At 56.3% G+C, this 12732-nt stretch carries 12 protein-coding genes and 1 tRNA gene; 5 read left to right on the top strand and 8 right to left on the bottom strand.

Annotation, left to right across the window (positions count from 1 at the left end; genetic code table 11):
- Positions 1-117: 117 nt before the first annotated feature.
- From WD823_RS02325 to WD823_RS02310, 4 genes are all read left to right on the top strand, one after another.
- Positions 118-393 (top strand): oxidative damage protection protein, encoded by a 276-nt coding sequence (locus WD823_RS02325; protein ID WP_368427873.1) that lies wholly within the window; start codon positions 118-120, stop codon positions 391-393.
- A gap of 219 nt (positions 394-612) precedes the next feature.
- Positions 613-688 (top strand) — tRNA-Phe (locus WD823_RS02320).
- Positions 689-1818: 1130 nt separating this feature from the next.
- The gene (locus WD823_RS02315) at positions 1819-4611 is read left to right on the top strand and encodes an EAL domain-containing protein (protein WP_368427872.1); all 2793 of its coding nucleotides are present in this window, start codon (positions 1819-1821) and stop codon (positions 4609-4611) included.
- Between the two features lie 31 nt (positions 4612-4642).
- Complete coding sequence (locus tag WD823_RS02310) at positions 4643-4921, top strand: PilZ domain-containing protein (RefSeq protein WP_368427871.1); 279 nt, start codon at positions 4643-4645, stop codon at positions 4919-4921.
- Positions 4922-5128: 207 nt separating this feature from the next.
- Here the strand turns inward: WD823_RS02310 and WD823_RS02305 are convergent, their stop codons facing one another.
- The 8 genes from WD823_RS02305 to WD823_RS02270 all read right to left on the bottom strand — a co-directional run bounded on the left by WD823_RS02305 (position 5129) and on the right by WD823_RS02270 (position 11629).
- Positions 5129-5524 carry a carboxymuconolactone decarboxylase family protein gene (locus tag WD823_RS02305; RefSeq protein ID WP_368427870.1) on the bottom strand — a complete coding sequence of 132 codons (396 nt, stop codon included), beginning with the start codon at positions 5522-5524 and terminating at the stop codon, positions 5129-5131.
- Between the two features lie 118 nt (positions 5525-5642).
- Positions 5643-6584: a 2-dehydropantoate 2-reductase gene (locus WD823_RS02300; protein ID WP_368427869.1), complete on the bottom strand. Its 942-nt coding sequence runs from the start codon at positions 6582-6584 to the stop codon at positions 5643-5645.
- A gap of 183 nt (positions 6585-6767) precedes the next feature.
- A complete protein-coding gene (locus WD823_RS02295) occupies positions 6768-7361 on the bottom strand; it encodes a CBS domain-containing protein (protein WP_368427868.1) in 594 nt (197 codons plus the stop codon).
- A 186-nt stretch (positions 7362-7547) separates the two neighbouring features.
- On the bottom strand, positions 7548-8552 hold the full coding sequence (locus WD823_RS02290) for an Ldh family oxidoreductase (protein WP_368427867.1): 1005 nt from the start codon (positions 8550-8552) through the stop codon (positions 7548-7550).
- A 38-nt stretch (positions 8553-8590) separates the two neighbouring features.
- Complete coding sequence (locus WD823_RS02285; RefSeq protein ID WP_368427866.1) at positions 8591-9520, bottom strand: hydroxyacid dehydrogenase; 930 nt, start codon at positions 9518-9520, stop codon at positions 8591-8593.
- Positions 9517-10137, bottom strand: a complete 621-nt coding sequence (locus WD823_RS02280) for a 2Fe-2S iron-sulfur cluster-binding protein (protein ID WP_368427865.1) — start codon at positions 10135-10137, stop codon at positions 9517-9519. Before WD823_RS02280 ends, WD823_RS02285 begins: the two co-directional genes overlap by 4 nt.
- Positions 10138-10179: 42 nt before the next feature.
- Positions 10180-11325, bottom strand: a complete 1146-nt coding sequence (locus WD823_RS02275; RefSeq protein WP_368427905.1) for a UxaA family hydrolase — start codon at positions 11323-11325, stop codon at positions 10180-10182.
- A gap of 22 nt (positions 11326-11347) precedes the next feature.
- Positions 11348-11629 (bottom strand): flagellar biosynthesis protein FlgA, encoded by a 282-nt coding sequence (locus WD823_RS02270; RefSeq protein ID WP_368427864.1) that lies wholly within the window; start codon positions 11627-11629, stop codon positions 11348-11350.
- A gap of 190 nt (positions 11630-11819) precedes the next feature.
- On the opposite strand from WD823_RS02270, the gene WD823_RS02265 reads away from it, so the two are divergent.
- Complete coding sequence (locus tag WD823_RS02265) at positions 11820-12569, top strand: GntR family transcriptional regulator (RefSeq protein WP_368427863.1); 750 nt, start codon at positions 11820-11822, stop codon at positions 12567-12569.
- Positions 12570-12732: the final 163 nt, after the last annotated feature.

Here is a 12732-nt window from a genome sequence, read left to right as displayed (position 1 = left end):
CTTAACGTGTCCTCGCGCCGGCGAGCGCCTGGACCCGGAAATCCTGGCCGAATTGTTGGAAGTCAATCTGGATTCGCTGAGTATAACGACAAAAAATTCTTAAAGAGGATTGAACTGATGGCCCGCAAGGTGCAATGCGTCAAACTCGGTCGTGAGGCCGACGGACTGGATTACCCGACCTACCCCGGTGAACTCGGGAAACGTGTCTGGGAAAATGTTTCCAAAGAAGCATGGCAGATGTGGCTTGGTCACCAGACCATGCTGATGAACGAAAATCGCCTGAACCCGCTTGACCCCAAGGCGCGCAAATTTCTGGAATCCGAGATGGAAAAATATTTCTTCGGCGAAGGCTCGCGGTTGCCCAGCGGTTACGTACCCCCGTCCAGCAAATAAACCCGATACAAAATCCACTGGTATCTCTTCTGGTTTTCTGGTTGCGTTATCCGCGCAATTTTTGCTCACTCTTTTCAGGCTGCGCGTGCCGGCCGGCTATGAAAATCGGGGTCTGCCATTCGTGGGATCACGCTCGGGTCCCGGCCCGGATCCGCCCAGAGTTGCTCATGACCAATTTGTACAAAGCGTTACGGCTTCTCTATAATTCGCCGTCTTTACGGCCGGGTAGCTCAGTTGGTAGAGCAGCGGACTGAAAATCCGCGTGTCGTTGGTTCGATTCCGACCCCGGCCACCACTCCCATGCGGCCGCTCCAGCGAGCATCCGCTCACGTTCCGCGCTTCGAACTGCCCGGGTGCCACCGGGGCCTGGAGCCCGGGCTACCTTTGCCGCTTCGGTTCTTCCCATCGATCTAACGCCAAGGCATACGGGGCAACGCCTATCAGTCGGCTGATTCTTAAGCTTAAGAACTCCGCTGTATCTTCCTGCTTTTTTATATTGTTGGAACTGCTTCCAATGCGCCGGGGGTTATCCCGCCGGATATTCTGCACGCGCCTGACAAATCGACGTTAATACACGTCGATACTGTCGAATCTTCTGATGTTATGATGCCACACCCGGCAAGCAAGAGAATGATACAAAAAATAAAGTATTTTATTGCCATAAAGCTCCTCCATCCGGACTCCATGAAGCGAATCGGCGCATGTGTCACCATTCGCCATTCAGTATGAATTACCAAGGGTAAAACCCTGTTCTCTCCTGAGGGTCGACCATACAGCCAACCAGCGTCCAACTTACGTGCTGCCACTTTGCTACCAACCTGAGTGAATCCAGCATGATTCACCATGATCCACGACGGCAGGGATTGTACTTAGTATCCGATTCGGTGTCAGTAGGTTCTTCTGGGTTTTCTTGGGACGGTTCTATAATCCGCGCGCCGCTGGTTCGATTGCCCGGCACATCCCTGCGCCTCGTCCTTCGGACTGCGCAAAGCGCGGACAAATCTGTTCCCCACAGATTTGTCCGCGCCCGGCACCATGTTTTTCTTATCGCTAACGGTCGCACCGTCCTGCTCTAATATAAATTTTCGACTGTTGGCGCGCGCGAATCATCCCTATATCCCCGGTTGCGCGTAACGGGCAATGATGGCGTTAATTCAAGTACCCTTTCTGGATCAACCGCAGACCGTCGAATCGACTGGTCCCAGCAATGCATTAGCCGGATAGGCGACACGTCCGCAACCGCCAAAGTACCCCGAAGTCGATTTCATTGCATTTCAAGGGGTTGAGGAGAAAAGACCCCCATTTATCAAGCCCAAACGCGGCCTATTTTTTGCGCTGTGGAAGGGAATGAAACAACTATACTCAGGATTAAGAAAAATCCTTGAAATTTTTTTGCCAATTTCGATTATTCAGGTGGTTTAACAAATGCCCGCAGCCAAGAACCGAGAAGCCGTCAAGGAATTAGAAGCGAAATTGCTCGAATGCGAGTCGCGATTCAAAGGACTCTTTGATGTTACCTCGTTTTGGTATTGGGAACAGGACGGCGATTTCAGATTTACCAGCATCATCCGGAATCCCGATGAGGAACGGCGGCTAAGCGTAAAGCACAGCATCGGCAAGACCCGGTGGGAACTGCCCGTTTCGGGCGTCACCGAAGAGCAATGGAAAAACCATAAAGCATTGCTGACGGCCCACAAGCCATTCTACGACTTTGAATACAAACGTTATGACGTCAACGGTGCCGCCTGTTACAGCAGCATCAGCGGCATTCCCGTTTTCGATGCCAACGGCCGCTTCATGGGTTACCGCGGAATTGGCAGGGACATTACCGAGCTCAGGCATGCTGAACAACTTAAAGCCATGGAACATGCCGTCGTGCAAGTGTTATCCAGCGCTGAAAATACACCCGAGATCGTACAAAAAATTATTCAAATCATCTGCGAGACATCGGGATGGGTTCACGGTGCGTTCTGGAACATGGATAGACAAAGCAAGACGATCCGGAACACGGATACCTGGAGTTCTCCGGATATCGATGGCAGTGAATTTACTGTTTCGTCTCAGGCGGAGTTGGAGTGGATACAAAGCACCGACTCACCGGGATATGGCGGCGTGATCCGGCGTGTGTGCGTCACGGGTCAGCCCGTATGGGTACAGGATGTGACGATCGACCCCACGTTTCGGCGCGGCAAAGTGGCCGCGAAAACAGGTCTGCACACGGCGATGGCGTTCCCGATCGTGGTTAACGGCGTGGTCATGGGGATCATGGAATTTTACAGCCGCGATATCCGGCGCCAGGATAAAGCGTTACTTGCGAGCGCGCTTTTCATCGGCAGTCAAATCGGCCAGAACTTTGAGCGGAAACAGATCGAAGCACGCCATGCCATGGAACACGCCGTTGCGAGCTTACTAACGGAATCCGACGCGCTCGAATTGGCCATCCCCAAAATCCTGCGCAAAGTCTGCGAAACTCTGCAATGGGACTACGGCGGATATTTCGAATTCGACAGAGAGGCCAAGACGTTTCGATGTCTCAATCTGTGGACCGTTCCCGCATTGGAAGCCTCCGAGTTCGTCACCCAGACGCGCACGACGACTTTTGACGCGAAATCAAACTCTGGCGTGGCACGGCGCGCCTGGTCCACCGGCGGTCCGGTGTGGTTTGCCGAGGTAAAAGGCATTAATAATTTCCTGCGGGGAGAAACGGCGGTCAGATCCGGCCTGCGTTCGGCCTTCTCCTTTCCGATCTCGGTCGGGACGGAAATTCTCGGGGTAATGGAATTTTTCAGTTATAAAGTCCGCAACCCGGACGAAAAACTGATCGAGTCAGCCCGGTCGATCGGCGGCCAAATCGGCCATTATTATCATCGGCGGTTGGCGGAGGAAAAAATCCAGTATCTCGCCTATTACGACGGCCTCACCGGACTGCCCAACCGCGCCCTGTTCAGTCAACGCCTGAATCACGCGCTGGCGACCGCGCGCCGTTACAGCAAAAAACTGGCCGTGCTGTTTATCGATCTCGACCGATTCAAGGACATTAACGACACGCTGGGCCACGCCAGCGGCGATAAACTCCTGCAGGATATGGCCGGGCGGTTGACCCGCAGCCTGCGCGAGAGCGACACCGTCGCGCGCTTGGGCGGCGATGAATTTGTGGTCCTGATCGAGGAAATGGTGGACGCCAAATTGGCCGCCACCGTGGCAAGGAAGATCATTGCCGCCACCGTGGACCCCTTCATACTGGACGATAAACCATTTCATATCACCGCCAGCATCGGCATCAGCGCCTACCCGGTAGACGGTGACGATGAAAAGTCGTTGATGAAAAATGCCGATATCGCCATGTACCTCGCCAAGGATCACGGCCGAAACAATTACCAGTTTTATTCAGCCCAGTTCAACGCACTCGCCTTCGAGCGACTGGCGCTGGAGTCGAGCGTGCGGCATGCGCTGGCGAACGATGAATTTCTGTTGCATTACCAAGCGAAGGTGGACATCAACACCGGAGGAATCACCGGCGTGGAGGCCTTGATCCGCTGGCAGCATCCGGAACTGGGCATGGTTTCGCCGGATTCCTTCATCCCGCTGACCGAGGAAACCGGCCTGATTGTGCCGATCGGCCGGTGGGTACTGAAGACGGCCTGCGCCCAGAACAAGGCATGGCAGGATCAGGGGCTGCCGCCGATCCGCGTGTCCGTGAATCTCTCGTCCCGCCAATTCAACGATCGATATTTATTGGAGGACATCGCCAAAATCCTGAAGGAAACCGGCCTGGATCCGGAATACCTCGAGCTCGAGCTCACCGAAAGCATGGTGATGTACAACCCGGATCACGCGGTGAAATTGCTGTCTCAAATGAAAGCCATGGGGCTGCACGTGGCGATCGACGATTTTGGCATCGGTTATTCCTCCCTGGCGCACCTGAAGCGGTTTCCGCTCGACGCCATCAAGGTTGACCGGTCCTTCATCAAGGATCTTATGGCGCATCGGGAAGACGCGGCCATCACCGAAGCCATCATCGCCATGGGCAAAAGCCTGAAACTCAAGGTTGTCGCCGAAGGAGTCGAGACCAAAGATCAACTCAGCTTTTTGCGCAAGCACGACTGCGATGAAATGCAAGGCTATTATTTCAGCAAACCGGTTACCCAGAATGAATTCGCCCAGATTCTCCAGGACGGAAAAAAAATGTCGACAAAAAATACTCCATCACCGGAGTAAAACGGATAAATTATTATAGGGAAGGTATTTTATGGAAAAACGTTCGCAGGAGCGCCTCACAGTTTCACTGGACGTTGAAATTCTCGATCCGCCAAATCTCGCCAACAGGATTTTCGTCACCCGGGATATCAGCAAGACCGGCACGTTTATTCTGAGTGGCAAGAATGACTGCCTGCCCATCGGACGGGTGGTATCACTGAAACTTTCCAACACAACTTGGGGGTCACAACTCTCGAATGTCTCGGCCAGAGTCGTAAGAGTGACGAATGAAGGGATGGGATTGCGGTTCCTCGATTTCGATATCATGTAATTATTCCCGGATGCACGATCCGTTAGCGGTTCAGCCGTCAAAGATTTTGGTCACATTGCAGACCGGCGGCGACGTCCCGGTGGATTCCTGGCCCCTGTTTCCTGATTCGAAATCAACGTCGGTGATATCTGCCAATACGGGGATTGCATTGCCTGAGGCCGTTATTCCCGGTTGAGTTTATTCCGGATAGAGAATTGTCTGTCCCGCCTATGGCTGGAGTGCCCCGGACGCTTTCAGCTCATTCACTACCTTGTTGGCCGTCTTGAAACTCTCAACTCCGGCCGGAATACCGCAATAGACGGCAATTTGAATCAGGGCGTCCTGCAATTCATCCAGAGTAAGGCCATGCTTGATGGCGCCGCGGAAATGCAATTCGAATTCGGGTCCGCGGTTCAATGCCGCCAACATGCCCAGATTCAGCAGGCTGCGTTGCTTCCGGCTCAAGGCCTTCCGGCCCCAACAGAAACCCCAGCAGTATTCCGTGACCAATTGCTGAAAATCCCGGTTAAAGTCATCCGCCTCGTCCAGTACCTGCTGCACGCGTATCTCACCCAATACTTCCGAACGGATCTTTCGACCTGTCTTGAACAGTTCAGTCGGCATGGCCTCTCCTCCTGGTTGGTTACGAAATGATAAAAAGTTTTTCGCGGTTGATTCGCCGCTACCCACACGCGAGCGACAATCCCGGAATAAAGTTGAACGAATTAACCGCACCGGTCCATCAGCCAGACTCATTGGCAACAGGTTGGCGCCTGGCAGAATGGAGTTTCAACGCGGTGCAGATGAACCGATTCGCTGGCGTTGCGATACCCGATTGTTCGCCCAGGCGTGCAACCGCACCGCTCAACCACGGTAGTTCCAGTTGTCGCCCGCGCTGCAAGTCCACCAGCATGGATGCAATCATGGTCGCCGGGAGCCCGTCGGTAAATTCAAGTTGCTTCTCGGCGGCATCCGGCGCGAGGTTTACGCGGCGTGCACGGCCGACCGCGGCGGCTTCGCGCATCACTTTGAGCAACAACGCGCGCGTTTCCGGGTCCTCGCGGACCGGGCCGATCGGCAGGCGCGTCAAAGTCGTCATGCCGCTCAAGCCGACGAGAAACACAAATTTCTCCCAGATAACGCGCTGGATATCATCGCTCAGCACGGTATCTATTCCCGCATTTTTACAAGCGGCAAAAAATTTCTCCACGCGCGGTGTTCGTCGTCCGTCGAGTTCGCCAAAAGTCAGACGCTGCATTGTCCCGTTGTGCCGGATCACGCCCGGTCGATCAATCACGGCGGCGATGTGTGCGATGCCGCCAATGACATGAGCTTTTCCGAAAGCACGTGCCAGGATATCAACCGCGTCAACGCCATTTTGAAAAGACACCACGGTGGTTTCGGGACCGACCACCCGTGCCAGTGTTTGTACCGCCGTTTCGGTATCCCAAAGTTTGACGCCGATCATCACCAGATCTGCGGTGGCGGCATTTTTCGGATCCTCGGTGGCGTCGACCGGCGAAACATGAATATTCCCCAACGTGCTTTCAATCCGCAGTCCGTCAGCTTGCAGCGCCGCCAGGTGTCGGCCACGCGCAATAAATGTGACATTTTCCCCGCTGGACGCCAGCCGTCCGCCGAAGTACCCGCCGACACCGCCGGTACCGAATACCAGGATTTTCATGATAGCTTCAAACTCATTCTGCTAAATTGATTTTGCGCCATCGCCGGCAGCAACTTAACCCAGTGCTGACAGCGTTTGATCGATCGAATCTCGATTTGCCGGGAGAATCGCTTATTTTATACTGAAACGCCGGCGCGACGCAGAACCGGGCAATTGGTTTTAACCGTCCTCTCTGGAAGTCCGCTAGCCGATTTGTCGAACGATTTCAGCCAGCGAATGGGCCGGAATGACCTCATCCCAGACGTTACGCCCGAGGAGTTTGCTGATCTGGCTGGTCGAAAACATTCCCACAATGCGCTGCGCCTTGGTCTCCCTGTCGGCCTCGACAACGAGTACGTGTTGGCGTTCCAGTTGATGCAAGGTCTCGATAATGTGACCGACTTGTGCGTTGCGCACGCTCATCATGTCAAGCACTGGAATATCCGGCTGCGCGGTCATGATAGTCGATACTTTGATATCGGCGCGGGTTACGCGTGTTTCCCCGAGTATCTTGATCGGCCTTTCACCCATGATGTCGTTGGCAGTGATGATCCCGACCACTTCATTCAAACGATTGGTAACGAGCAGCAACCGTACACCGGCCGTTTTCATTATTCCCAGCGCGTCATCCATTCCTGTCTCGGGGCTGACCGTCACCGGATGTACAAATTTGAAATCGGTCATGACAGTGACACTTGGGCTGTCAAGATGAATCAACTCCGGGGGTACCGGCGGATGCACGAAGGTGGCATGTAATTTCAATGGCGTCGATGAAAGCGCCGTAAAATCACGTTTCATGTGGAAATCCTCCATTATTAAAATACCCATTAGAAGAGGTTACAGATCGGGAGACCGGTCGCCGAGCGCGTAGTTCAATTTTATTCACGGTCCACTTTCGGTAACGCGCTCCGGGAAAGGCCGGTTGATCGCATTAATCTTTACAATAAGTTGCTTTGTCAAGCAACGCGCACGGGTAATATTGAGTCAAGATTTGGCCAGCTCGGTGAGCTGCTGGTAAAGCGAATCGGGCACCGTGATGCCGCTCTTTTCGGCTTGTCGGGCAAGCCGGTAACGGCGTTCCCCGGGCAGGCGTACACCGGGTTCACGCAGCATCGTGGCTATCAACATTTCGACGCGCTCAAGATAAATTTCTCTCCCCGCGAGCGCATCGGGGTCGACGGCCAGAAACGCCTGCCCGATCCGCGCGCGGTTACCTTCATCCACGAAAAACGAATCCGCCTCGAATCCAAACGCGGCTCCCGTCAGCGCGCAGGCCATAAGTTCCACCATCAGCGCCAACATCGCCCCCTTGAGTCCGCCGGCCGGCAGCATGCTGCCCGCGAGCGCCGCCGCGGCATCCGTGGTCGGATTTCCTTCCTGGTCGAGCGCCCAGCCCAGGGGAATCGGTTTTCCTTCCTTGGCCGCGATCATTATTTTTCCACGAGCCACTTCGCTCAAGCTGACATCGATCGCCAGCGGATCGGCGTTGCGGCGTGGAAACATGGCGGCAATCGGGTTGGTGCCGAAGATCGGGGTTTTCCCGCCCCAGGGAGGCATTGCCGCCGGAGAGTTACCGAATGCCAGCCCCACCATGCCGGCCTCGGCAATCGGGTGCAAGTGTATCGCCGCCACCCCGAAGTGATTGCTGTTCGTGACGCCGGCGAAGGCGACGCCGTATTTGCGGGCGCGATTCAGCGCTTCGGCTACGGCCAACTCACAAGCGGGGAAGGCCAGACCACTGCCTGCATCCACCAGACAGGCGCCGCCTTTTTCGCGGATCACCCGCGGTTGGGCATCCCCGACAGTGCGCTGGTTGCGCAGTTGGGCACAGTACCGCGGGATACGTGATACGCCATGGCTGGAAAGGCCTGCGGCTTCCGCGGCGACCAAAAAACGCGCCGTGGACCGCGCGGCTTCCGAAGCGGCGCCTGCGGCTTCAAGCACCTGACGAGACAGATCCGTCAGTTTTTCGATCGGGACGATTGGCATGTTGCTCCATTGTTCATTTCCACTGTTGAAGCGTCACCTCATTTCAAACCGGCGAGGTATGTGCTCACTTTTTCCACCACCAAGCTGCTCACCCGCTGATTGGATTCACGCGTCAGACCGGCGATGTGCGGAGTAAGCAGCAGATTGGGACAATCCGCAAGCGGTGATCCGGCCGGCAAGGGCTCTTTCGCGAACACATCCAGTGCCGCGCCGGCGAGGTGCCCCGATCGCAGCAAGTCGGCCAGTGCCGTTTCATCAACGATCCCACCGCGTGCGGAATTGATGAGCACGGCGTCCCGTTTCATGGAAGCGATGCGCGAGCGATCGAAAATATTCTTTGTTTCCGGCGTCAGCGGAAGATGCAGTGAGACGGCATCCGACGTAGTTATCAACTCGTCAAGCGTAACGGACCTTGCACCCGCCTTTTCCCAAGCCGCGGATTTACTGTCCACGGCGGGATCGAATCCCAGCACGCGCATGCCCAACGCCGAGGCCTTGCGTGCCGTAAGTTGTCCGATTGAGCCAAATCCCACGATGCCCAGCACCTTTCCGGACAATTCCCGACCATTGGATAATGCTTCCTTTGACCAGACTCCGGCGGCTACTTCCCGGCTCGTTCGATACGCTCCCCGGAGCAGGACAAGCGCCATGGCGATCACGTATTCGGCAACAGCGTTGGCGCCGGTGGCCGGAAACACTGCGATACCCCGTGTCCGACACGCGGGAAGGTCGATATTGTCGAGCCCGACACCCAGCCTGCCTACGACCTGCAATCGCGGCGCGGCGTCAATCAGGACCGAATCCACCTGGGTGCGGTTACGCACAATCAGTCCAGCGGTTGTGCCGAGCAGCGTCAGCAGTGCGTCGCGCCGATCCACGAGAAACGGGTCGTAAACTACTTCGAAGCGCTGCTTCAGGGTGTCCACGGCGCCGGTATCCATGAATTCGGAAATGACGATCTGCTTCATGCGGCGGCGTTTTTAATCAGACTCTCGCCGGGTCGCACGCGCGTGAAATGAACCGGGTGGCGGGCCAGGTCGAAGCGACCGTCTCGCGAGATGACGCTGACGTACTCCGAACGCTCGGCAACGGCCTCATTGGGGAAATCAGCCCGGTAATGGGCGCCGCAGGAATTTTCGCGCGCAATCGCGGTCGCGGTGATGGCACGGCTGACCAGAATAAGATTTTTCAGATTGATCCAGTCATGCCACGTGAGGTTAAAGGCAAGGTTCGTGTCCGGAATACCGGTCTCATCCCATTTTTCGAAAAAGTGCGTCATGTCGCAAACGAGATCCTTGATCACCGGCAGATTGCACAGGGGTGCAACCTCCAGTAAATCCTCCTCGATCACGCTTGATACGGTCGTGCGGCAGGTCCACCGCGCCTTCCCGTTGACCGTCATGGCGCAGGAACCGCACATGCCGACGCGACAGGCAAATCGGTAGGAAAGCGTGGGATCAATCCGGCGCTGGACGTAAGTGACCGCGTCCAGAATGGTCTGTGAATCCTGCCGTGGCAGTTCGTAGGTTTCAAACGCCCCGTCCCGGCCGCCGCGCCAGACTTTCAGCTTGAGTATCTTCGCCATGTGATTTCCCAACGGCGGCCGTACGTTAACGGAAGTTTCAGATCATGCGCTGCGATATAGCTTGGTCAACACGAATTCCCGATGGCCGAGGGCCTCGGCTGACGTGAGCCGGCCGTTGCAGGTGCGCAGCATGACATCGAGCAGTTGGTCGCCGGCTTTATCCAGGTTCATCTCGCGCTGCAGCAGCCCGGAAACGTCCAGGTCCACATGCTCGCGCATGGTGCGTACCGTGCGCGGGTTGGCGGACAATTTGATCACCGGCAGAATCGGATTGCCGATCACATTACCCTGTCCAGTCGGGAAAAAGTGCACCACATAACCCGCGGCCGCGCACAACGTCACCATCTCGGCCGCCGCGGAACTCGAATCCATGAACCACAATCCCGGGCCCGCGGGCGTTTCGGCCGGCTCCAATACGCCGATGATCTTGCATTGCTTGCCGATCTTTTGAATGTTTCCGAAAGCCTTTTCCTCGATGGTCGTGAGTCCGCCGATGATGTTGCCCTTGGTGGGCTGGGAGTCGGACAAATCGTCGGTTTTGTTCGCGACGATAAAGTCATTGTAGGCATTCCAGGCCTGCATGAATTTTTCACGCACCGCGGGCGTGGCACAACGTTCGGCCACGACCTGCTCACCGCCGGTGAGCTCGGAGGTTTCACCGAAAACAAGCGTTACACCGAAGGCCTCCAACTTGTCAAAGGCATTCCCGACGGTCGGGTTGGCGCCGCATCCCGATGTGGTGTCGGACTCGCCGCATTTCGTCGACACCCACAGATCCTTGATCGGGCATGAATCGCGGCGTTGTTCGGTCGCCCACTGGATGTATTCCTTGGCGGTGCGCGAGGCGGCGGCGACGGTATTGATGTCGCCGTTCAGTTCGATGCTGAAACCCGTGACCGGCTTGCCCGTCTTGGCGATGCCATCCACCACGCGTTTTGTCCAGCCCGGTTCAATGCCGATCACCACCACCGCGGCGACGTTCGGGTTCGCTCCGGTTCCGATCAGCGTCCGGAAATGCAATTCCAGGTCGGCGCCGAACTGCAACCGCCCGTACGGATGCGGCAGGGCGAGCGTGCCCTTGATATTGTTGGCGACCGCCTCGCAAGCGGCGTTCGAAAGATCATCGACCGGGAGAATAATCACGTGATTGCGGATACCGGCTCGGCCGTTTTCGCGGCGATAGCCCATGAAGGTAGAAATATTCACCGTGTTACCACCTCTTTGTCTTGATATTGTGAACGTGCGCGTGTTCGCCGGTCCGAATACCGGCCACGGCCCGGCCCATGTCGTGGCCGTACTTGACGACCGTCGAATCCTTGGCGATGTCTCTGAGCGCCAGTTTATGCCCGATGGGGATGTCGTTGAGCGCCTTGAGCTTGACCGTTTTGTCCTGGTCCATAACCCAGCCGGTGAGTTCCTGGCCTGCCTTGACACCTTCCACCACGACGACACCGACCGAATCGCCGACGTCATGAACAACGAAGTGAATCATGTGTGCTCCCTTTTCGATCGATGGCTGATCCCGGGCGGCGGAACAGGCGTCGGCCCGGGTGGAATCCGGCAATTCTAAGCGGGGGTCAGGTGCCTAGTCAACCATATGACATATATGATATATATGTATTTCTTATGAGCGCGGTAAACATCCTTCGCGATACCACAATCAGGGCGGCCGGGGGCCTGTGATGGCCCAGGCACCCTCCGCGCTCGGCTTGGGCGGCAGCCCCTTGTACCGGGCCATCAAATCCCAAATCACCGAAAGCCTGCAATCCGGGGAATGGGGCCTGGGCCAAGCCATCCCCAGCGAATCCCGGCTCGCGGAGCGGTTTCACGTCAGCGTGGGCACCGTGCGCAAGGCGGTGGACGAACTCGTGGCCGAAAAGGTCCTGGTCCGTCAACAGGGCAAGGGGACGTTTGTGGCGACACACAATCGCGACCGGACGCTGTATTATTTTTTCCATATTGTCGGCCACGACGAGACGGACAAGAATTATCCCCAAGTCGAGCTCCTGTCGTTCAAAAAAGACCGTGCGGGGATTGACGTCGCGGAGCAATTACAGATTGCGCGCGGCGATCCGGTATTCAAGATCCAGAATCGCCTGCTGCTCGCGGGAAGCCCGGTGGTGCTGGACGACATCACGATTCCCGTGGCGCCGTTCCAGGATCTCACGCGGGATATTTTCAACCATCGCGACAGCACCATTTATGCGCTGTATCAATCGCGCTACGGCATCAATGTCATCCGCAGCGTTGAGCGCCTGCGCGCCAATCTCGCGGATTCGGCTTGCAACAAACACCTCGGCATTCGTGCGGGCGGTCCCGTGCTGGAAATCCGCCGCGTGGCCTACACCTATCACGATACCCCGGTGGAACTGCGCGTGAGCCGCGTCAATACCACACATCACGAATATCTCAGCGAATTGAGTAATTCCTGAGCATCCGCGGGCAACGAATAATGATGCCGCTTCAATATTACCAATCGACCGTTTCTCGATCTGTGAAGATACTCAAGCCGCGCGACGGAGCGGGGGTAGGCGGACTAAAAAAATGGTGGGCCCGCTAGGGCGATACGGAGTCTTCGCGAACCGATTTAACATC

This window comes from Sulfuricaulis sp. (genome assembly GCF_040901545.1).
In the GTDB taxonomy this organism is placed as follows: Bacteria; Pseudomonadota; Gammaproteobacteria; order Acidiferrobacterales; family Sulfurifustaceae; genus Sulfuricaulis.
The sequence above is the reverse complement of the archived record's forward strand: the minus strand, read 5'-3'. Positions and strand labels throughout refer to the sequence as shown.

Coding starts and splice junctions, on each gene's coding strand:
- WD823_RS02290 (WP_368427867.1), bottom strand. CDS start 8,552: ATGCCAATCGTCCCGATCGAAAAACTGACGGATCTGTCTCGTCAGGTG.
- WD823_RS02280 (WP_368427865.1), bottom strand. CDS start 10,137: ATGGCGAAGATACTCAAGCTGAAAGTCTGGCGCGGCGGCCGGGACGGG.
- WD823_RS02295 (WP_368427868.1), bottom strand. CDS start 7,361: ATGAAACGTGATTTTACGGCGCTTTCATCGACGCCATTGAAATTACAT.
- WD823_RS02325 (WP_368427873.1), top strand. CDS start 118: ATGGCCCGCAAGGTGCAATGCGTCAAACTCGGTCGTGAGGCCGACGGA.
- WD823_RS02300 (WP_368427869.1), bottom strand. CDS start 6,584: ATGAAAATCCTGGTATTCGGTACCGGCGGTGTCGGCGGGTACTTCGGC.
- WD823_RS02285 (WP_368427866.1), bottom strand. CDS start 9,520: ATGAAGCAGATCGTCATTTCCGAATTCATGGATACCGGCGCCGTGGAC.
- WD823_RS02315 (WP_368427872.1), top strand. CDS start 1,819: ATGCCCGCAGCCAAGAACCGAGAAGCCGTCAAGGAATTAGAAGCGAAA.
- WD823_RS02305 (WP_368427870.1), bottom strand. CDS start 5,524: ATGCCGACTGAACTGTTCAAGACAGGTCGAAAGATCCGTTCGGAAGTA.
- WD823_RS02270 (WP_368427864.1), bottom strand. CDS start 11,629: ATGATTCACTTCGTTGTTCATGACGTCGGCGATTCGGTCGGTGTCGTC.
- WD823_RS02310 (WP_368427871.1), top strand. CDS start 4,643: ATGGAAAAACGTTCGCAGGAGCGCCTCACAGTTTCACTGGACGTTGAA.
- WD823_RS02275 (WP_368427905.1), bottom strand. CDS start 11,325: ATGGGCTATCGCCGCGAAAACGGCCGAGCCGGTATCCGCAATCACGTG.
- WD823_RS02265 (WP_368427863.1), top strand. CDS start 11,820: ATGGCCCAGGCACCCTCCGCGCTCGGCTTGGGCGGCAGCCCCTTGTAC.